Origin of the sequence: Oceanimonas pelagia (assembly GCF_030849025.1) — a bacterium.
Classification (GTDB): domain Bacteria; phylum Pseudomonadota; class Gammaproteobacteria; order Enterobacterales; family Aeromonadaceae; genus Oceanimonas; species Oceanimonas pelagia.
The window spans coordinates 3,294,159-3,314,194 of record NZ_CP118224.1 but is presented as its reverse complement, the minus strand read 5'-3'; the positions used below and the strand labels follow the sequence as shown (position 1 = coordinate 3,314,194).

Here is a 20,036-nt window from a genome sequence, read left to right as displayed (position 1 = left end):
ACCTTTGAATACCTTCGCCTTATACGGCACCGGCCCCGGCAACGATCTCACTCAGCTCCTGGGTAATGGCGGCCTGACGGGCCTTGTTATACACCAGTTGCAGATCGTTGATGAGGTTGCCGGCGTTGTCGGTTGCGGCTTTCATCGCCACCATCCGGGCCGCCTGTTCGCTGGCCAGGTTCTCGACCACACCCTGATACACCTGGGATTCCACAAAGCGTACCAGCAGCGTGTCCAGCAGCGATTTGGGATCCGGTTCATAGAGGTAGTCCCAGCTGTGGCTGGCCACTTCTTCTTCCGATGCAGGCAAAGGCAACAGTTGATCGACCGTCGGCTTTTGCACCATGGTGTTTTCAAACTTGTTGTACACCAGGTACAGCTTGTCTATCTCACCCTTGTCGTACGCTTCCAGCATGACACTGACCGAGCCGATCAGATCGTCGAGCGCGGGGTTGTCGCCCAGGCCGGAAGCCTGCGCCAGTACCTTGCCGCCATAACGGTTGAAGAAACCAACCGCCTTGCTGCCGATAAGGCACAGATCCACGCCTACACCCTTGTCGGTGTACGCTTTCATGCTGTTCATGGCGGCCTTGAACACGTTGATGTTCAGACCACCACAAAGGCCACGATCGGTGGAGACGATAATAAAGCCTACGCGCTTGACCTCACGGTCTTCCAGATAGGGGTGCTTGTATTCCAAGTTCCCCTGCGCGATGTGGCCGATCACCTTGCGTATGGTTTCAGCGTATGGGCGGCTGTGGTCCATGCGATCCTGCGCTTTGCGCATTTTCGAGGCGGCCACCATCTCCATAGCGCTGGTGATCTTCTGAGTGTTTTTCACACTCCCGATCTTGCTACGTATTTCTTTTGCGCCGGCCATGTCGCTTCTCCAATTCAGGTGGCAGCAATAAACGCTGCCACATGGTTACCAGGACTGGGTAGCCTTAAAGCTATCCAGCAACGCAGTCAGCTTGGCTACAACGTCTTTGTTGTAGTCGGCTTTCTCGTTGATCTCCGCCATCAGGGCGGCATGTTCTGAATTGGCGTAAGCGAGCAGGGCGTCTTCGAACGTAGTGATGAACTTCAGCTCAACGTCGTCCAGGTAGCCGTTTTCGGCGGCGAACAGGGACAGGGCCTGCTCGGCAACGGACATCGGACGGTATTGCTTCTGCTTCATCAGCTCGGTGACTTTCTGACCGTGGCTCAGCTGCTTGCGGGTAGCGTCGTCCAGATCGGAAGAGAACTGGGCAAAGGCCGCCAGTTCACGATACTGGGCCAGCGCGGTACGGATACCACCGGACAGCTTCTTGATGATCTTGGTCTGAGCGGCACCACCCACACGGGATACGGAGATACCCGGGTCAACGGCCGGACGAATACCGGAGTTGAACAGTTCGGTGGTCAGGAAGATCTGACCGTCGGTGATGGAGATCACGTTGGTCGGTACGAACGCAGACACGTCGCCGGCCTGGGTTTCGATGATCGGCAGCGCAGTCAGAGAGCCGGTCTTGCCTTTCACTTCACCGTTGGTGAACTTCTCAACGTAGTCGGCAGACACGCGGGAAGCACGCTCCAGCAGGCGGGAGTGCAGGTAGAACACGTCACCCGGGTAGGCTTCACGGCCCGGCGGACGACGCAGCAGCAGAGAGATCTGACGGTAGGCAACGGCCTGCTTGGACAGGTCATCGTACACGATCAGGGCATCTTCACCGCGGTCACGGAAGAATTCACCCATGGCACAACCGGCGTAAGGCGCCAGGTATTGCAGGGCGGCAGACTCGGAGGCGGAAGCAACAACCACGATGGTGTTCTTCAGCGCGTCATGCTCTTCCAGCTTGCGGACCACGTTGGCGATGGTGGACGCTTTCTGGCCGATGGCCACGTACACACACTTAATGCCGGAGTCTTTCTGGTTGATGATGGCGTCAACGGCCAGGGCGGTTTTACCCACCTGACGGTCACCGATGATCAGCTCACGCTGACCACGGCCGATCGGAATCATGGCGTCAACGGCCTTGTAACCGGTCTGTACCGGCTGGTCTACCGACTGACGGTCGATTACGCCGGGCGCGATCACTTCTACCGGAGAAGTCAGATCGGTGTCGATGGCGCCCTTGCCGTCGATCGGCTCACCCAGGGTGTTAACCACACGACCCAGCAGGCTGCGGCCTACCGGCACTTCCAGGATACGACCGGTGGAGTGAACCTTGGTGCCTTCGGCCAGGTCGGCGTAAGGACCCATAACCACGGCGCCCACGGAGTCGCGCTCCAGGTTCAGTGCCAGGGCGTAACGGTTGCCCGGCAGTTCAATCATTTCACCTTGCATGATGTCAGCAAGGCCGTGAATACGAATGATGCCATCGCTTACGGATACGATGGTGCCTTCGTTTCGTGCTTCACTGACAACATTGAATTGCTCGATGCGCTGTTTGATCAGCTCGGCAATTTCAGTTGAATTCAGTTGCATGCTCTATTCCCCAATCAAGATTGCAGCGTTTCGGCCAAGCGGGACAGGCGGCCCCGCACACTTCCGTCGATCACCATGTCGCCGGCCTTGATGATAATGCCGGCCATCAGGCTCTTGTCGACGCTGCAATTCAGCTTCACCTGGCGTCCCAGACGCTGTTCCAGTGAAGCCTGAATCTTGGCCACTTGTTGCTTGGTCAGTTTGGCGGCGGAAACCACATCGGCGTCCACTACCCGGTCCAGTTCCGCCTTCATTACGGCGAATTCCTGCACCACTGCCGGCAACACACTCAAGCGTCCGTTTGCGGCCATTACCTTTATCAGGTTCTGGCCTTGCTCATCGAGCTGTTCGCCACAGACAGCCAAAAACACCTCGGCCATCTTTTCCGCGTTCAGATCGCTGCTCAACACCTGGGCCATGCTGTCGTTCTGCGCCACTTCGGCGGCAAAAGTCAGCATGGACAGCCAGTTGTCGACCGCTTTTTTCTCAACGGCAAAATCGAAAGCTGCTTTGGCATAGGGGCGAGCAATGGTTTTCATTTCCATGGCTCATGTTCCCTTACAGTTCAGCTACTACTTTCTCAACGATGTCGCTGTTGGCAGCGGCATCAATCTGACGCTCGAGGATTCTCTCTGCACCCACCAGGGCAAGAGCAGCAACCTGCTTGCGCAGTTCCTCTTTGACACGGTTGCGTTCGGCTTCAACTTCCGCCTGCGCCTGTGCCAGAATCTTTTCACGCTCGGCCTGAGCCTCACGCGTTGCATCCTCGATGATCTGGGCCTTGCGCTTGTTGGCCTGCTCTACGATTTGAGCAGACTGCAGCTTGGCTTCCTTCAGCTGTTCGGTTGCATTGGTTTGCGCCAGGGCCAGGTCTTTCTTGGCACGCTCGGCCGAAGACAGACCGTCAGCAATTTCCTTCTGACGCTTCTCGATGGCACCCATGATGGGAGGCCATACGAACTTCATGCAGAACCAAACGAAGATGATAAACGCGATCGTTTGACCGAGGATTGTTGCGTTCATGTTCATCGCAACTCTCCTTTAAAGTTGGTTAGCAGACTGATTAACAAGCCGGGCCATTAGGCTACGGCGAAGATCAGGTACAGAGCCATACCAACGGTGATCATCGGGATGGCGTCAACCAGACCTACCACGATGAAGAAGTTGCCGCGCAGGGCAGGCAGCATGTCAGGCTGGCGAGCAGCACTTTCCAGGAACTTGCCACCCAGCATAGAGATACCGATAGCACCACCGATAGAAGCCAGACCCAGCATGAGAGAGGCAGCGATGAAAATCATTTCCATTTTTTTTTCTCCAATTGTTAGCGGTTAGAACGAAAGCTTGTTAAATTTTTGTTATCTTTTAATTAATGTTCTTCATAGGCCATCGACAGGTAGACGACGGTCAGGATCATGAAGATGAAAGCCTGCAGGGTGATAACCAGAATATGGAAGATCGCCCACGGCACATTAAGGACCCATTGAGACCACCACGGCAGCAGACCGGCGATGAGGATGAAGATCATCTCACCGGCGTACATGTTGCCGAACAGTCGCAGACCCAGGGAGATGGGTTTGGCGATCAGGGACACGGTCTCAAGCACCAGGTTAACGGGTACCATGGACCAGTGGTTCAGCGGTTGCATGGTCAGCTCTTTTACAAAGCCGGACACGCCCTTCATCTTGATGCTGTAGAAAATGATCAAGAAGAAGACACCGAACGCCATGGACATGGTGATGTTAACATCGGCGGAAGGAACAACCCTCAGGTAAGGAACGCCCAGCAATTGCGCACCATAGGGCAGATAGTCGACCGGGATAAGGTCCATCAGGTTCATCAGGAAAACCCAGACAAAAATGGTCAGCGCCAGGGGCGCGATCAGTGCACTTTTGCCATGGAAGACGTCCTTGACGGATTTATCCACAAACTCAACCAGCAGCTCGATGGCACATTGCCACTTACCGGGAACTCCACTGGTAGCACGAGATGCCACCTTGCTGAAGCCCCACAAGAACAGCGCACCCAGGACAACGGAAACAAGCAAAGAATCGATATTCAACGCCCAGAATCCCGAACCGACCTGCAGGTGTTGCAGGTGGTGAGAGATATAACCCTGGGAAGTTAGGACATCTCCTGTTGCAGCCATGTGTTTTCCTAGTAACGGTTGTTGAGAGTGAATGAAAGAATCCACTGCATCAGCAATGCCAGGGCGTAAGCCACGTACAGGGGCAAGATACTTACCTCCATGTACTTGAACACCACGATGAACAACAGAATGGTGCTGGCCAGCTTAATCCCTGCCCCGCTGTAAAAGCTCGCCACAATGCTTTGCGGCGTGGTATCGCTGACGCTACGAGCCAACACCACCATGCTGAAAAGACATTGGGGAACCCAGTAGATTCCGCCCCCTAAAAGGGCGGAACGGGCGGCTGCCTCACCCTGTGCGAAACCGAACAGGCTGGCGACGGCCACCACCAGGAGAAATTGATAAATCAGTATTACCAGCGCCACTTGTCTGTCACTGAGGTGCCGGTTTTTCCGCTTCACAACCACTCCTGATACAGTTAGGGGCCTTTCCGATGGCATCCATCGGTTAAGCCCCAAAAAAGCAGGTCAAATTATACCCGTGAACGACACAAATGCAATTGAACTAAATCCTTATTTTTCGCGGATTTCAGTGCTTTTTTTAAGCATTTCGCGCGAAGTTTGACTGACTGAAGGATTACTACATTTTTGCCCGGCTGGTCAGAGCTCAGGGTCGCCGCCCAGGCCAAAGAAGTGGCCTATTTTATCCAGTTCATTCAAAGAGTTATATGAAATAACCAGCTTCCCCTTGTCTTTGCCGGATGACTTGATCTCCACTTTTATACCTAATTTTTCACCAAATTCCTGCTCCAGCTGGGCCATGAACAGGGATCTGGGCTGCTCCGGAGCCGGCTTTTGCGGGGTCTGACTCTGCTTGACCAGCCTTTCGGTTTCACGCACGGTCAGCCCTTTCTGCGCCACCACGTGGGCCAGTTGCGACTGGGTTTCCCCTTCCAGCATCAGCAGGGCGCGGGCATGGCCCATCTCCAGCGAGCCGTTTTCCACCAGTTGCTTGACGTCGTCATTAAGCTGATTCAGCCGCAGCAGGTTGCTCACCGCGCTGCGGCTCTTGCCCACGGCATCGGCCACGGTCTGGTGAGTAAACGCAAACTCCTCGATCAGCCGGGCCAGGGCGCGGGCCTCTTCCATCACGTTGAGATCTTCGCGCTGAATGTTCTCGATCAGGCCGATGGCCAGGGCTTGCTGGTCGGACACCGGCTTGACCAGCACCGGCACCTGGCTCAGGCCGGCCATGCGCGCCGCCCGCCAGCGGCGCTCGCCCGCCAGGATCTCATAACCGCCGGCCTCCAGCGGTCGAACTACGATGGGCTGAATGATGCCCTGCTGGCGAATGGACCCGGCCAGTTCCTCCAGCGCCTGCTGGGACATATCCCGGCGGGGCTGGTATTTGCCTGGCTGCAGACTGTTGATGGCCAGGCTCTGCAGTTCACCGCCGGCGCCGGCCGCGGCATGACTGTCGGCCTGCTCCCGGCGCAGGTTGGCGGCAGAGCTGGTGCTGAGCAGGGCGTCCAGGCCCTTGCCCAGTCCGCGACGTTTCATGTTCATGCTGTCTGTTCCACCTGTTCGGAGTTGGACTGCTCGTCGTCGGCCCGGCGCAGGATCTCGCCGGCCAGCGCCAGGTAGGACTTGGCGCCCACCGAAGACTTGTCGTAATACATGGCGGGGGTGCCGTGGCTGGGGGCCTCGGCCAGGCGCACGTTACGCGGGATCACGGTACGGTAGACCTTGTCGCCGAAATAGCTTTTTAGCTGATCGGACACCTCATTGGACAGGCGGTTGCGGTGATCGTACATGGTGCGCAGTATGCCCTCGATTTTCAGCTCGGGGTTGACCACCGCCGCCAGCTTGCTGATGGTATCCACCAGCGCGGTAAGACCTTCCAGCGCGAAATATTCGCACTGCATGGGCACCAGCACCGAATCGGCCGCCGACATGGCGTTGACCGTCAGCAGGTTAAGGGACGGCGGGCAGTCGATAAAAATGTAATCGTAGTGCTCCCGCACCGGCGCCAGGGCATTGCGCAGGCGCACTTCCCGGGCGAAGAATTCCATCAGCTTGATCTCGGCGGCGGTGACGTCACCATTGCCGGCGATCAGGTGATACCCGCCGCTGGTGTCGGTGATCACCACCTCTTCCACCGGCCGCTCGTCCACCAGCAGTTCGTAGGCGGTATTGGCCACCTGATACTTGTCGACACCGCTGGCCATGGTGGCATTGCCCTGGGGATCGAGATCGATCACCAGCACATTGCGTTTGGTAGCGGCCATGGAGGCGGCCAGATTGACACAGGTGGTGGTTTTACCCACACCACCCTTCTGATTGGCAATGGCAATGACTTTTCCCACCGAAAACCTCTACTGGCTGGCTTGCGAAATGACCACCAGATGGCGGTCGCCTTCCTGCTCGGGCACGTGCAACGGGTAAACCGCCTGGCATGTCAGGTGAGCGGGCAGGGATTGCAGCTCCTGCTCCGGAATCTGTCCCTTGAGGGCGAGAAAACGGCCATGGGGGGCGGGCAGGTGCGCGCACCAGCTTAGCATGTCGTCCAGCGAAGCAAAGGCCCGGCTCAGCACACCGTCAAACTTTTGCTCGGGCTGAAAGGCTTCCACCCGGCTCTGCACCGCCTGCACATTGGTCAGCCCCAGCTGGTGCACCACGGTGCGAATAAAGCGAATGCGCTTGCCCAGACTGTCGAGCAGCACGAACTGCTTGTCGGGATTGATAATGGCCAGCGGCAGGCCGGGCAGACCGGGACCGGTGCCCACGTCGATAAAGCGTGTTCCCTCGAGGTAAGGACTCACTACCAGGCTGTCCATGATATGACGCACCAGCATGGCGTCGGGATCCCGCACCGAGGTGAGGTTGTAGGCCTTGTTCCACTTGTCGAGCAAACCCACCAGGGCCACCAGTTGCTCCGCCTGGTGAGCGCTTACCTCAAGATCGGTGTGAGCCAGCAGAGAGTGCAATCGTTGCAGCATACTTACCCTCACGCCGACTTGCGCAGCAGGCCGCGCTTTTTGAGATGCACCAGCAGAATGGAAATGGCCGCCGGGGTCACGCCGGAAATGCGCGAGGCCTGACCCAGGGTCTCGGGCCGGGCCTGATTGAGCTTGGCCACCACCTCGTTGGACAGGCCGGACACTTCGGCGTAGTCCAGATCCAGCGGCAGCCGGGTATGCTCGTTGCGCAGCTGCTTCTGAATTTCTTCCTGCTGGCGCTCGATGTAACCGGCGTACTTGGTCTGGATCTCCACCTGCTCGGCGGCCTGCTCATGGTCGATGCCCGGGCCTATGCCCTCGATGGCCATCAGGGTGGCGTAGTCGAGCTCGGGCCGGCGCAGCAGCTCTTCCAGATTGTGCTCCCGGCTGAGCGGGGTTTTCAGTTTTTCGTTGAGGGCCGGGGCGGCGGCATGTTTGGGATTGATCCAGGTGCCGCGCAGGCGCTGGCTCTCCTGCTCGATGCGCTCGACCTTGTCACAGAACAGTGCCCAGCGGTGATCATCCACCAGTCCCAGCCGGCGGCCTTCCTCGGTCAGGCGCAGATCGGCGTTGTCTTCCCGCAGCAGCAGGCGGTATTCGGCCCGGCTGGTAAACATGCGGTAGGGCTCCTGGGTGCCCAGGGTGGACAGATCGTCCATCATCACCCCGAGATAGGCCTGATCCCGGCGCGGCGACCAGGCTTCGCGGCCAAAGGCGCGCAGGGCGGCGTTGGCGCCCGCCAGCAAGCCCTGAGCTCCGGCCTCCTCGTAGCCGGTGGTGCCGTTGATCTGGCCGGCAAAAAACAGGTTGTGCAGGCACTTGTTTTCCATGTTGGATCGCAGATCCCGCGGATCGAAGTAATCGTACTCGATGGCATAGCCGGGTCGCATGATGTGCGCCTGCTCAAAGCCCTTGATCGAGCGTACGATCTGCAGCTGCACGTCGAACGGCAGGCTGGTGGAGATGCCGTTAGGGTACAGCTCGGTGCTGGTCAGGCCTTCCGGCTCCACAAAGATCTGGTGCGAGGCCTTGTCGGCGAAGCGCATGATCTTGTCTTCGATCGACGGGCAGTAACGGGGGCCGATCCCCTCGATCACGCCGGCATACATGGGGCTGCGATCCAGGTTCTGGCGAATCACCTCATGGGTGCGTTCATTGGTGTGGGTGATGTAACAGGGCACCTGCCGGGGATGATCCGCCCGGCTGCCGATAAAAGAGAACACCGGGGTCGGGTTGTCGCCGGGCTGGGGCTGCATCACCGAAAAATCCACGCTGTTGGCGTCGATGCGTGGCGGGGTGCCGGTTTTCAGCCGGTCGATGCGCAGCGGCAGTTCGCGCAGGCGGCTGGCCAGGGCGATGGAGGGCGGATCCCCGGCACGGCCGCCCTGGTAGTTGTCCATGCCGATATGAATGCGGCCGTTGAGAAAGGTGCCCACGGTGAGCACCACGGTTTTGCCGTGAAACTTCAGCCCGGTCTGGGTGATCACGCCGGTTACGGTATCGCCGTCGAGGATCAGATCGTCACAGGCCTGCTGAAAGATCTTCAGGTTGGGCTGGTTTTCCAGCCGGGTTCTGACCGCCTGACGATAGAGCTGACGATCCGCCTGAGCGCGGGTAGCGCGTACCGCCGGGCCTTTGGATGCGTTCAGGGTACGAAACTGAATACCGGCGCTGTCGGCGGCCTGGGCCATAATGCCGCCCAGGGCATCAATTTCCTTGACCAGGTGCCCCTTGCCGATGCCACCAATGGCGGGGTTGCAGGACATCTGCCCGAGGGTATCGATATTGTGGGTCAGTAACAGCGTGTTCGCCCCCATACGGGCAGCGGCGGCGGCGGCTTCCGTTCCGGCATGGCCTCCACCGACCACGATGACATCAAACCATTCTTCATATTGCATAACGAACACTCTTGAAACGCTTGGCTGAAAGGACTCACGGCCCATGATGCCGACGGGGGTGATCCGGCGGTCTTGCTCAAGGGGCGAATATTTTAGCCGTTTTGCCAAGGGGATGGAAACCGGATCGGAGTGGATCTGGCGATCGCTTATAGATCTATGATCTTTAGATCGATCTTCTGTTGGATCTGTTATTAGCATCGCCCGGATCTGTGTATAAGCGCTTTTTGATCATGGAGATCATTCACTTACCCCCGATCGCTTGATGTGGAAAACAGATCCCGTACTCGCGTATGAAAGGTGGTTAACTCGTGGGTTTATGCACAGATGCCGGTGGTGAAAAATTTAGTTTATAGGATAACTATAGGTTTAACACTGGTTTGATCCATGGTTATCAACAGCCGATGGCGAGATGTCGTAAAACTGAGGCATGAATCTTCAGGCCGGATCTGTTGATAACTTGGTGGAAGAAAGTGACCCTCGCGATCGGTTGCCTCGGCCGCTGATCCGTGACGGAGAGCCGAATCAGCGGATCCCGGCGTCGTTCAGGCACCGATCGAGCCAGATCTGAGCCTGTTGCTCGGGAGGATCGCCGGCGCTCATGTCGATTTCCAGCCGATCGCCGATCCGTTCGGCGCCCAGGCTGACCAGCTGTTGATCCAGCCTTTGTATGGCATGGCAAAAGGTATCGTAGCTGCGATCGCCCAGACCCGCTGCCAGGTAGCTGAGCCCCTGCAGGGTGGGGGCCTGCTGCTGCAGGGCGTTGAAAAGGGGCTGAATGTTGTCGGGCAGATCGCCGGCGCCGTGGGTGGAGCACACCAGCAGCAGGTAATGATCGGGGGCGATCAAGATGTGATCAAGCTGGGGAGAAGTGTGAATAACCGTTGCATGACCGGCTGACTGCAGTTGATCGGCCATTTCCTCGGCCAGATCCTCGGCGTTGCCGAGGGTGGATCCCACCAGCAGGGTAAAGTGACTCATAAGGTGACTCATGTTGGCAAACAGGGCTGCCATCTTACCCCAGAGAGTTATCTTCGAGGGAGCAACACACTCAATCCGTCATGTCCGCGAAGGCGGACATCCAGTGCAATATGCCATGGCTCCCCGCCTTCGCGGGGGTGACTTGGCTTCGCCGAAGATGACGGAGATCAGCCGCTTTTTAGCCTCCCACCGAGCCCAGGTGAAAGTCGTTGCCCTGAAAACGCAGCACCACGCCCCTGGGCGTAATGCGCTCAATGCCTACCTGCCCCATGTTTTGCCCTTCCCGCAGCATCTGACCATTGATATTGACCATGCGGGCGGCGGCATCGGGCGAATAAATGTGTACCGACAGGGTGAGTGCCGGCAGCCGGCTGCGAACGCCGGCCGGCAGCTCGCGAATATCCGGCACGCCAGGGTCAAACGCCGGCTCGGGGGGCGCGGCTGACCGCTCCGGTTTGGCCGGCAGCGCAGCAGTTGCGGCGTTTGTCTGCTCTGGAGCGGGGGGAGCGGTTTCGGGGCGGGGGCCTGGCTGTGGCTCGTTCAGGCTCACCGCCGGTGGCGCTTCCACCAGTATGCGCGGGGTCTGGGGGACGATAACGACGGGAGTTCTGGCCGGCGGCGCCTCGGCGGGCTCTTTCATGTGCGAAGCCGGCTCGGAGGTGAGTGGTGTCTGTGCCTGAGGGGGGGGCTCGGGTGTGGTGGACAGCCCCAGCCAGCCGGCGCCAAAACGCCCGAGCAGGTAACCCACCGGCAGGGCCAGCAGCAACATCAGCAGCAGCCAGGGCAGCCGGCGGCGGTAAAACGGGGGTGCCGGCGGGGGCGGCGTCTCGGCGGGCGCCGCAGGCCCGCTTGCCGGCACCCGCCGGTTGCGGCGGCGTTCCGACTGTTTCAGGGCATCGAGAATATAAGACACGTCGACCCTCCGTTAGTCGCTGAGCCGGGGCAGTCCGGCCAGCAGGCTGGCACTGAAATAAATACCGGTCTGGGGGCCGAAAATGCCGTCGGGCGTCAGCCCCTTGCTTTGCTGAAAGGCGCGCACATCCGAGCTTAACTGCGCGTCGTAATAGGGCTGGGCGGGGCGCACGGGGCGGCGGCGCCATTCGGCCAGGTGCCGCTCCAGCCAGGGCACCGCTTCGCCCCGGCTGCCGGTGTGCAGCGGGCCCTGATACTGAGGTGGCGGCTGCCACAGCATTACATAACTGCCGGGCCACCAGGCTTCCAGTTGTGTCAGTGGCAACAGAAGGCTGCGCCCGCCAATGATCAGGGTTGCCTGCTCGTCATTCAGGGCGGTGAGGGTGGCATACAGGGCCGGGTGACCCGGTCGTTCCAGGCGGAACACCGCCGGGTGGTTTTGTGCCCTGAGGGTGGCGAGGCCGGCCTGTTGCATGGTGCAGTCCAGCTGTTGGCTGCGGGCATAGCGGCACACCACCGGATGCTGAACCGGATCGTAATCCAGTTGCCACAGGGCAAACAGCTGTTGGTAGGCCATGACCTGGCTGAGCTCGGTGTCCATTTCCGGCCAGTGGAGCTGCGGCGGGGCGGTGGCGGGCATTTCGGCCGGCTGCTCTTCGGCCTCGGGCTCGGCCGGTACCGGGTTGGCGGGGTAGGCCAGCGACTCCGCCAACCCGGCAAATTCCGGCATCTGGCTGCGATAGTGCCAGCCCGCCAGAGCCAGGCCGGTGAGCAGCGCCAGCAGCATGGCGGCCATGGCCGGTGCGCGCCGGCGGTAAGGTTGGCGGCCCAGCACCTCCACCGCGGCCCGCTCAAGCGTGGCCGAGTCCACTCTGGGCAGGCGCTGTACAAAGGCACCGAGCAGGGCCCTGTCGCAGATCACGTTAATCAGCCGGGGCACGCCGCCGGTCAGGCGATACAACAGGCGCAGGGCGGCAGGCTGAAACAGCTGTGCCTCTATGCCCGCCACCGACAGCCGGTGAGCAATGTAGGCGCACAGTTCATCAAACGACAGCGGTGCCAGGTGATAACGGGCGGTAATGCGCTGCGACAGTTGCCGAAGATCGGGCCGGGCCAGTTTTTCCGCCAGCTCCGGCTGGCCCAGCAGCATGATCTGCAACAGCTTGTGGGTGTTGGTTTCCAGGTTGGTGAGCAGACGGATCTGCTCCAGCAGCTCCACCGACAGGTTTTGCGCTTCGTCGATGATCAGCACCGTGTGGCGCCCTTCGGCGTGAGACTCCAGCAAATAATGATGGATCACTCCGGTGAGCGTGCGCACATCGGGCCGCTCGGGCACCGCCAGCTTCAGCTCCTGACAAATGGCGGCCAGCAGCTCGGTGGCGGTGGCGCCGGGGCAAAGCAAAAAGGCCAGTTCGGTGTGCTGTGGCACTTGCTCCAGCAGGCAGCGGCATACGGTGGTTTTGCCGGTGCCCACCTCGCCGGTGAGCAGCACAAAGCCGCCGGGGCAGCTCAGGCCATATTGCAAATGGGCCAGTGCCTCCCTGTGCTGCTGGCTGAGGTAAAGGTAACGGGGATCCGGCGCAATGGAAAAGGGCAAGTCCGTTAACCCGAAATAGTCGCTGTACATGATTCCGTCCCTGGCTGTGAACCTTCCTAAATATAGCCGCCGGCCGCCGGCTTTACCCGGGGCGGGCGGCGGCTGTACTAGACTCACTGATATTCGTTCCAGGAAGGTCGAATAAATGGCAACCATACTCAACAAGCAACACAGGGGCGCCCCGGCGCCGGAGGCCACAAGAACGGTGCTCTATCTGCATTTGTCGTCGCAGCCCGAGACCGAGGCCCTGGCCGGGCTGGAAAACTGGCGGGTGGTGCGGACCCACTCCATTACCGAGGCCTGCTCGGCGCTGAACCAGGAGCCCTTTCAGGTGGCACTGGCTCATATTGGCGAACTGAGCGACGAGCAACGGGGCGACCTTGAACGGCTGGTGGAGAACGCGCCGCCGTTGAACTGGATTGCCCTGATCGATGCCGGTCATGTGAAGGACGGCGCCACCAGTGCGCTGATCTACGACTACTTTTTCGACTATTACACCCTGCCGCTGAAAGACAAGGCGCCCTACCTGTGTGCCACCCTGGGCCATGCCTGGGGCCTGGGAAAGCTTAGGGAGCAGGAAGACGAGCTGCGCCGCTACCGCGAAGAATGCCAGATGGTGGGCGCCAGCCCCGCCATTCGGCTGGTTTTCAGCCAGATCCGCAAGGTGGCGGGAGTGGATGCCACCGTGCTGATCACCGGTGGCAGCGGCACCGGCAAGGAGCTGATCGCCCGGGCCATTCATCAGCGCTCCCATCGCCGCAAGGGGCCCTTTGTGGCGCTCAACTGCGGCGCCCTGCCGGAAAACCTGATTCAGGCCGAGCTGTTCGGTCATGAAAAGGGCGCCTTTACCGGTGCCCATTGCCGCAAGATTGGCCGCATTGAGGCGGCTGGCGGCGGCACCCTGTTTCTCGACGAAATCGGCGATCTGCCGCTGTCGCTGCAGGTGAATTTGCTGCGCTTTTTACAGGAAGAAACCATAGAGCGGCTGGGCGGCCATGAAACCCTGTATATCGATGCCCGGGTGATTGCCGCCACCCACCGGGATCTGGAAGAAGAAGTGAAGGAAGGCGGATTTCGGGAAGATCTCTATTACCGGCTTAACGTACTCAGCATAGAGGTGCCGGATCTCAAGGAGCGGGAAGGCGACATTGAGCTGCTGGCCAACTTCTTTTTTCGCAAGTTCACCGAAGGGCGCCATCATAAGGTGAGGGGCTTCAGCCGCCGGGCCATTGCCGCCATGAACGGCCACGACTGGCCCGGCAACGTGCGGGAGCTGATCAACCGGGTGCGCAAGGCCATTGTGATGAGCGATAACCGCCTGATCACTGCCGTGGATCTGGGGCTGGAGTGCGGGGGCGAGCAGGCCGTGCCCACCCTGGAAGAAGCCCGCAACCAGGCCGAGCGCCAGGTCATTCGGCGCAGCCTGAGAAAGGCCGGCAACAATGTGTCGGCGGCGGCCAAGCTGCTGGGTGTCTCGCGGGTCACCCTGTACCGGCTGATGGAAAAACACCGGCTGCCGGGGCCGAAATAAGCCGGATCCTGTTTCCCGCAGTTAACACTTTATGCTGGCCCGGGCCGGATGAATAAAACCAACTTTTTGAAAAAAAACAAATAATTCATTCTGGTGTAAAACTTGCTGTAGTTCCCCTTGTAATGCACGGCAAGGGGGAATCATGAAACATGCCAGAACAAGGCACGGTGCCGGAAATAAAAAACTCGTTCGGGTATGGATTCGGGCAGGGCCTTTTTTGTGTTGCCGCTATTACCCCAAAATCCATTGCCCCTTTCCCGTTATTCTCTGGGATGAGCCCAGCCGCTTTCAATAAACCCAAACGGAACAGTAACGTTTCAATTGACTATGGCCTCGTCAAATTCTGTCCGTCCGGTGATAACGATAATGCATGTTTACGTTTAACTGGCTAATAAATAGACAATTATTTTATTCCAGCGGAATGAACGACTTAACATTTTATGATCATATTCATTAGAAACCCATTGTCATATTTCTGGTCAGTGTGGTTATTTTTATAGCATTATGGAATAAAAAATAATCACTTTTGAATGTTATAGTGCCCGCCGTTCGGTTGCTGAAGCACCATTTGAGTTTCACTCTTGTGTGCAATCAGTCATCATTGCCAGAGCCGTTTGGTTATTCTTCTGGCAAAAAAACTCTTAATTAAGATTTGAATGACTCCTTTATTGGAGCGAGCATTCTTTTGCATTTTTTTGGGAGAAACCAATGCGCCTTCCAGGGTCTGCTATTGCCTTAATAACCCCTGATAAATCATTTCGTCTCTTTAGTAGAACCATATTGCTGGGTAGTGCTCTTGCCCTGTTACTGGTACCGCAAGCGATGGCTGCCAAGCCGGTTAAGCATCAGGGCGGAGGAAATCAGGAGCAGGTTTCGTTCGAACCTATGTCTATCGTTTCCGAACACTACAACTTTCGCGATCTTTCGGGCGATAACAGTTGCCTGGGAGAGGATGATGAATTTACCTGGAAAGCAATAGGCGGTCTGAAACCGGGGGAGAGTTTTACCTTTACTCCTCAGTATGCCGCCTGTCAGTACCATCCTGCAGTCGTCTCGGCCGTGTTGTCCTGGCAGGGTGGCGAGTTGGAGCTATCCAGCGAGGTGCCAGCCGCCGACTTCACTAGCTGGGATGCCAGTCAGAAAGGAAAGAGCATAGTAGCGCCGGTGGTGGGTAATACCGCCCAGTTGTGCATGTTCCCCTACTACAGCGACAGCAATACCGTATACAGCATTACCATTACCAATGTGGGGTCTACCACGGCCACCGATATCGTGCTGGAGGGGCGTAGCGAGAACGATTGGCCCATCCATTACTTTCCCCGCTGTATCAACGGCGATGCGGACAATGATGGCTGGAACGATAGCCTGGAACATACCATGGCCAGCCTGGTGTATCCCATCGGTTATATCGGTGACATATTCCAACCCTATATCCTCTGGGGAAGCAATTATCTGAGCGCGGATGTGTCTACCTTGGACAGTGGTGATGAGATCGACTCTTCCCCCGCCGATCTGAACGACGATGGCATGGTGGATGCTCTGGATATAGCCATCATCAGTAATCATCAGGGCGAGGGCAACGGCATCCCACTGGAGGCCATCAGCCCCAATACGAGTGATGTTGAGTATATGTGGAACAATGACTATCCTTGGCGCCGCTACGATCTGGACGGCGACGGCTATGTGGGGCCGGAAGACCTGGCCATTGTTACCGGCCTGGAAGGGGAAGTCCTGCCGATGGTGAAGGATATTATCGCACCCACTGCCCGGGTGATCTCGCCGGTCGAAGGGGGTGTGGTGACAAGAGGTAGTTATTACCAGATTAAGGGGCACGTCTGGGATAATGCCGCCATTACCCGGGTGGAATACCTGGTAGACGGAAAGACACTCTGTGATGTGTCGGACCCCGTCCCGGCAATGGGTTATGTCTCTCCCTTCTATCGATGCTCCTGGAACGTCCCCAAGCGTAGCGGTGACCATGAGCTCAGCATCCGGGTGACCGATGGTGCCGGCCAGATTACGACCAGTCCTGTCGTCTGGGTATCGGCGAAATAAAATTGCCGATAAAAAAGGGCGGAGTACACCCGCCCTTCGACTTGCCCGACTGCCCCAGGTTAGGGATCGACATTAATTGTACAGGTATAGATGCCGGGTTCGCGTTTGAGTAAGGCGACCTCGAAGTCACCGCCGGTATTGTCTGTATTGGTGGTGGTGCCTCCGGTGTTGACGCATTGGATGTTAGTTTGAGTCGCGCCATCGATCAGGGAGTCGACGCTGATCTTGATGTCGGTCAGCGGCAGGTTGACGAAGGTCACGGTTTCACCCACATAGGTAGCATCGTCGCACTTGGCCGCGTTATTGACGGTCACCTTCTTGGTGGTGGCTCCTGCGGCGCTAAAGTTGGCGCCGGCGGGTACTGTCTCCACTACATCGTAATCGCCTACCCCAGAGACGGCGCTCATCAGCAGCCCATCGAAGCAGGCTTCCCCGTTGGCATCGGTTGCCTTGGTCACGCCATTGACGGTGAAGCTGACTCCGCTATGCGGTTTGCTGCCCGAGGCGGCTGCCTTGTGCTTGATGGTTTTGATGACCTTGATGGCGCCTCTCAGCCTGGGGTTGACGAAGGTCAGTGATTTGCTCTGGTCCAGGACCAGATCGAAACACTGAGGTGCCGCATCGCCGTACAAGCCGGGGGCGCCGTTTACGGTTTCGTCTACACAGTATTTTCCCGGAGGCAGTATGTCCGAGATGGTACAGATACCGGTTACACCGGTGGTGCATTTGTAATCTACCCCGTTGGCATCTTTGGCTATTGGTTCACCGTTATCCAAGTCCCCATCTCCATTGCTATCGACAAAGAGGGTGAACTCCCAGCCTGCACCCAGCGTATTGGCCGGTGAAGCATCATCTTTTTTGGTGATCACCACCTTGGCGGGCTTGCGGGGGTTGGTAAAGGTAAAGCTCTGATCACTATCTGCCACCAGCGTGAAGCATTCGTAGAAATCAGGATCCGCCGGTAGATTATGGCCGGGAGGGGCCTTGGTTTCGACCACGCAGTAGTCACCGGCCTCTATATCGGTGAAGACCGCCTTACCGTCATCGCCTGTGGTACGTTTTTCGGTGGTACTTTCATCGCCGGTGGGAGGGGGACCGACGACGGCAGGGTCATCGAAGACGCCCGAGGTGGCGCCATTATCGAAGTAGAGCTCGAATTCGGCTCCCTTCAGGGCTTTGGGGGGAGTGGCATCGTCCTGTTTGATGACGGTGACGTTGGCACAGTTGGTGATGTTGACCGGGGTCGGTGCGATGAAATCCTTCATTTGGGCGCTGAAGGAGTCTGATGAGCGGCTCTTCAGGTAGGCCCAGCCAAAGGACTTACATTCCCCCGCAGGGAATACCTTGGACAGGTCGATACTGGCTTCACCGAAGGTAAAGGGATCCAGTGTGCCCAGACCGATACTGGCCGCATTGGCTCCGGAGGTATTGATACTGCCGCTGGCCTTACCGGCCAAACTCTGCATATTACCCCAACAGGGGTATTTGTTGCTGGCCTCACAACTGCCCTGGGCAGCTTCCGTCAGCCATTCATAGAGGAACAACTCGGGGGTGGTCCCCCCCTGGGCCAGCTTGTATTCCACCAGCAGATCCTCGGCGGAGCGGATGGGGAAGCCATTGCTGCCCAGCCCCTGATCACCCGCATTGAACTCGAAATCCATCAAGGTGGTGCCGGAGGGATTCTGTACTCTGGCCCAGTAAAGATGCAGGAATTGGGTGCCTTCCTGGAAGGCGCCGAACTTTAGCAAATCACTCTTGTTGTTGGGGATGGAACCTGTGGTGGTATTAGGGTTCTGGGTATCCTCCTTGGTCCCCCCGGAGAAGGAGTCGTCATTTTTGCCGGTCGGCGCATCGTCCTTCTCTGCATATTTAGGGTCTGGGCCACTGGCAACAGTTGCCCAGTCCAGTGTCAAGCCTGCATCCAATATCAGATTGGCGTTGGTATCGATTTCAAATTGGCTGCCCTCCAGACTCCGCTGGTAGTGGCCGGCTTGGGCGTCTGTGGCTAACAAGCTGGTTCCCAGCATGGCGCTAACCATTAGCACCGTTAGTTTCTTCTTGGTCGAAAGCGTCTTCATTGTCAGACTCTCCTGATTCCGTGATTCTGGGGATTAAAAAATGCCAAAGTAGAACTTTGGCCTGCCGTTTATTCCTGGATAGCCAATGCGGCCCAAATGACGTCATAGGCTTGCTCCAGGGCTCGCTTTGCTTTGGGGTTGGATGTTTCCTGGTACATTGCTTCTATCAATCTGAGGCGGGGAAGCAGTTGTTCCTCGCTCAGGGTGGTCTGGAAGTAGTGCATGCCATACAACCGCTGTCCTCCTCCCGGGGTGAGTGATGTCATCTTCTTGGTGGAGCGGAGCCGAGCTGTCGTTGGGTGAACGGCGTTGGATGGAGCCGCGATCTGGATGTGGTAGGTGCCGGCGAGCAGCCCGGCCATCTCGGGCCACAGGTAATCCTGGATAAGCTGTTGTTGCAGACTCCCCAGCAGTGCTTGCTGAGCGTCAGGGTGATCCGCTTGCTGAGCCAGCATCTGCAGGGCAAAACGAGCACTTAAGTCAGTCGGTGAAGCGCCTTGTACCTGACGGGCCAAGCTGGGAATGCCCTGACCATCGGGGAGACCGGCCAAGGCTACGGCTGCATATTGACCCCATTTGAGTTGTGACACCTGTTCCAGTTCTGGCACCAGGGCGGAATCCCCATAGCTTTTGAATGCCTGAAACAGCGGCCCTGCATCCCGGCCGCCGATTCCTTCATCAGTGGCCAGATAAAACGCCTCCCGAGCGGCGGTGATGATATCACTGCGGTAGTAGCCGGGGGCCCGTTCCTCCAAGTATTTGCCCAGTACAGCGATCTCTTGGGGAATACTCGTGCTACCGAGTGACTCGGCCCAGATGAATTCCGCCTCATCTCCGCCGATACGATGCAGCACTTCGAACAGGGCCAAGCGTAACGATGGCTGGCTTAAGTTCTGCCCATTGCCGAAAGCCTGAAAATCTACATCCTGGCCGCTGTTCAGGTACTGATGAATAACCGGAATGGCACTTTCGCCCAAGCTGGCTAGTTGAGTCAGCTCCTTGTTTATCTGGCGAATGTCGTCGGCACTCAGAGTGTTTACTTGCTGATACTGCCACAAGGTCAGTTGCTCCAGCAGCCCGCTGGCGGTTAAGGAAGGCAAGGTTGAAGGGGGAGCGGCTTTGTAAGTGGGTGAATAAACTTGAGATGGCAAGTGAGGAGCTGAGAGAGTTGTATCTTTTTGAATCTCACTTTTCACCTGTGAGCCTTGTGTCACTGTCAGGGGAGAAGGTGGCTCGAACCAGGCTTCATACATCAGCCATGCAGCCAGCCCAAGCGCCAGCAGCCCGATAATCCAGCTGAAGGCATCATCCTGATTCGGTGAAACCGTTTCCTGTATCATTGTGTTGCTCCAAGACGGTTATTATTTACGGGTTTACTGCATATAACGAACCATAATTAATAAGATGTTGATTTATATGTTGTTATTTTAATTTTT

Annotated in this window: 18 protein-coding genes; 2 read left to right on the top strand and 16 right to left on the bottom strand. The window is 57.8% G+C overall.

Features of this window, described 5'->3' with window-relative positions:
- Positions 1–19: 19 nt before the first annotated feature.
- The 14 genes from atpG to PU634_RS15810 form a co-directional block, all read right to left on the bottom strand.
- Entirely contained in the window at positions 20–880 is an 861-nt protein-coding gene (atpG, locus tag PU634_RS15875; protein ID WP_306761797.1) for a F0F1 ATP synthase subunit gamma, read from the bottom strand.
- Positions 881–925: 45 nt separating this feature from the next.
- Positions 926–2,467: a F0F1 ATP synthase subunit alpha gene (atpA, locus tag PU634_RS15870; protein ID WP_306761795.1), complete on the bottom strand. Its 1,542-nt coding sequence runs from the start codon at positions 2,465–2,467 to the stop codon at positions 926–928.
- Positions 2,468–2,481: 14 nt separating this feature from the next.
- Positions 2,482–3,012 carry a F0F1 ATP synthase subunit delta gene (gene atpH / locus PU634_RS15865; protein WP_306761794.1) on the bottom strand — a complete coding sequence of 177 codons (531 nt, stop codon included), beginning with the start codon at positions 3,010–3,012 and terminating at the stop codon, positions 2,482–2,484.
- Positions 3,013–3,025: 13 nt separating this feature from the next.
- On the bottom strand, positions 3,026–3,496 hold the full coding sequence (atpF, locus tag PU634_RS15860; protein ID WP_306761792.1) for a F0F1 ATP synthase subunit B: 471 nt from the start codon (positions 3,494–3,496) through the stop codon (positions 3,026–3,028).
- A gap of 50 nt (positions 3,497–3,546) precedes the next feature.
- Positions 3,547–3,771 (bottom strand): F0F1 ATP synthase subunit C, encoded by a 225-nt coding sequence (gene atpE / locus PU634_RS15855; protein ID WP_014290939.1) that lies wholly within the window; start codon positions 3,769–3,771, stop codon positions 3,547–3,549.
- Between the two features lie 62 nt (positions 3,772–3,833).
- On the bottom strand, positions 3,834–4,613 hold the full coding sequence (atpB, locus tag PU634_RS15850) for a F0F1 ATP synthase subunit A (protein ID WP_306761791.1): 780 nt from the start codon (positions 4,611–4,613) through the stop codon (positions 3,834–3,836).
- Between the two features lie 8 nt (positions 4,614–4,621).
- Positions 4,622–5,014, bottom strand: a complete 393-nt coding sequence (locus PU634_RS15845) for an ATP synthase subunit I (RefSeq protein ID WP_306761790.1) — start codon at positions 5,012–5,014, stop codon at positions 4,622–4,624.
- Between the two features lie 198 nt (positions 5,015–5,212).
- A complete protein-coding gene (locus tag PU634_RS15840) occupies positions 5,213–6,118 on the bottom strand; it encodes a ParB/RepB/Spo0J family partition protein (RefSeq protein WP_306761789.1) in 906 nt (301 codons plus the stop codon).
- Positions 6,115–6,918: a ParA family protein gene (locus tag PU634_RS15835; protein ID WP_306761788.1), complete on the bottom strand. Its 804-nt coding sequence runs from the start codon at positions 6,916–6,918 to the stop codon at positions 6,115–6,117. The genes PU634_RS15840 and PU634_RS15835 overlap by 4 nt, the downstream gene beginning before the upstream one ends.
- A gap of 9 nt (positions 6,919–6,927) precedes the next feature.
- Entirely contained in the window at positions 6,928–7,551 is a 624-nt protein-coding gene (gene rsmG, locus PU634_RS15830; RefSeq protein WP_306761786.1) for a 16S rRNA (guanine(527)-N(7))-methyltransferase RsmG, read from the bottom strand.
- 8 nt (positions 7,552–7,559) lie between these two features.
- Entirely contained in the window at positions 7,560–9,449 is a 1,890-nt protein-coding gene (mnmG, locus tag PU634_RS15825; RefSeq protein WP_306761785.1) for a tRNA uridine-5-carboxymethylaminomethyl(34) synthesis enzyme MnmG, read from the bottom strand.
- 522 nt (positions 9,450–9,971) lie between these two features.
- Positions 9,972–10,427: an FMN-binding protein MioC gene (gene mioC / locus PU634_RS15820; RefSeq protein ID WP_306761783.1), complete on the bottom strand. Its 456-nt coding sequence runs from the start codon at positions 10,425–10,427 to the stop codon at positions 9,972–9,974.
- A 178-nt stretch (positions 10,428–10,605) separates the two neighbouring features.
- On the bottom strand, positions 10,606–11,340 hold the full coding sequence (locus PU634_RS15815) for a general secretion pathway protein GspB (protein WP_306761781.1): 735 nt from the start codon (positions 11,338–11,340) through the stop codon (positions 10,606–10,608).
- A 12-nt stretch (positions 11,341–11,352) separates the two neighbouring features.
- Complete coding sequence (locus PU634_RS15810) at positions 11,353–12,966, bottom strand: ExeA family protein (protein ID WP_306761779.1); 1,614 nt, start codon at positions 12,964–12,966, stop codon at positions 11,353–11,355.
- Positions 12,967–13,081: 115 nt separating this feature from the next.
- Here PU634_RS15810 and PU634_RS15805 point away from each other — a divergent pair, with 115 nt between their 5' ends.
- Both PU634_RS15805 and PU634_RS15800 read left to right on the top strand, forming a co-directional pair.
- A complete protein-coding gene (locus PU634_RS15805) occupies positions 13,082–14,467 on the top strand; it encodes a sigma-54 dependent transcriptional regulator (RefSeq protein WP_306761777.1) in 1,386 nt (461 codons plus the stop codon).
- An 822-nt stretch (positions 14,468–15,289) separates the two neighbouring features.
- The gene (locus PU634_RS15800) at positions 15,290–16,522 is read left to right on the top strand and encodes an Ig-like domain-containing protein (RefSeq protein WP_306761775.1); all 1,233 of its coding nucleotides are present in this window, start codon (positions 15,290–15,292) and stop codon (positions 16,520–16,522) included.
- Positions 16,523–16,581: 59 nt separating this feature from the next.
- Here the strand turns inward: PU634_RS15800 and PU634_RS15795 are convergent, their stop codons facing one another.
- Positions 16,582–18,600, bottom strand: a complete 2,019-nt coding sequence (locus PU634_RS15795; RefSeq protein WP_306761773.1) for an MSCRAMM family protein — start codon at positions 18,598–18,600, stop codon at positions 16,582–16,584.
- Between the two features lie 68 nt (positions 18,601–18,668).
- On the bottom strand, positions 18,669–19,940 hold the full coding sequence (locus PU634_RS15790) for a hypothetical protein (protein WP_306761771.1): 1,272 nt from the start codon (positions 19,938–19,940) through the stop codon (positions 18,669–18,671).
- Positions 19,941–20,036 lie beyond the last annotated feature (96 nt).

Bases quoted from the DNA above. Each gene is read 5' to 3' on its own strand.
- PU634_RS15810 (WP_306761779.1), bottom strand. From the start codon at position 12,966: ATGTACAGCGACTATTTCGGGTTAACGGACTTGCCCTTTTCCATTGCG.
- rsmG (WP_306761786.1), bottom strand. From the start codon at position 7,551: ATGCTGCAACGATTGCACTCTCTGCTGGCTCACACCGATCTTGAGGTA.
- mioC (WP_306761783.1), bottom strand. From the start codon at position 10,427: ATGAGTCACTTTACCCTGCTGGTGGGATCCACCCTCGGCAACGCCGAG.
- atpH (WP_306761794.1), bottom strand. From the start codon at position 3,012: ATGGAAATGAAAACCATTGCTCGCCCCTATGCCAAAGCAGCTTTCGAT.
- mnmG (WP_306761785.1), bottom strand. From the start codon at position 9,449: ATGCAATATGAAGAATGGTTTGATGTCATCGTGGTCGGTGGAGGCCAT.
- PU634_RS15840 (WP_306761789.1), bottom strand. From the start codon at position 6,118: ATGAACATGAAACGTCGCGGACTGGGCAAGGGCCTGGACGCCCTGCTC.
- PU634_RS15790 (WP_306761771.1), bottom strand. From the start codon at position 19,940: ATGATACAGGAAACGGTTTCACCGAATCAGGATGATGCCTTCAGCTGG.
- atpB (WP_306761791.1), bottom strand. From the start codon at position 4,613: ATGGCTGCAACAGGAGATGTCCTAACTTCCCAGGGTTATATCTCTCAC.
- atpA (WP_306761795.1), bottom strand. From the start codon at position 2,467: ATGCAACTGAATTCAACTGAAATTGCCGAGCTGATCAAACAGCGCATC.
- PU634_RS15800 (WP_306761775.1), top strand. From the start codon at position 15,290: ATGGCTGCCAAGCCGGTTAAGCATCAGGGCGGAGGAAATCAGGAGCAG.
- PU634_RS15795 (WP_306761773.1), bottom strand. From the start codon at position 18,600: ATGAAGACGCTTTCGACCAAGAAGAAACTAACGGTGCTAATGGTTAGC.
- PU634_RS15805 (WP_306761777.1), top strand. From the start codon at position 13,082: ATGGCAACCATACTCAACAAGCAACACAGGGGCGCCCCGGCGCCGGAG.
- atpG (WP_306761797.1), bottom strand. From the start codon at position 880: ATGGCCGGCGCAAAAGAAATACGTAGCAAGATCGGGAGTGTGAAAAAC.
- atpE (WP_014290939.1), bottom strand. From the start codon at position 3,771: ATGGAAATGATTTTCATCGCTGCCTCTCTCATGCTGGGTCTGGCTTCT.
- atpF (WP_306761792.1), bottom strand. From the start codon at position 3,496: ATGAACATGAACGCAACAATCCTCGGTCAAACGATCGCGTTTATCATC.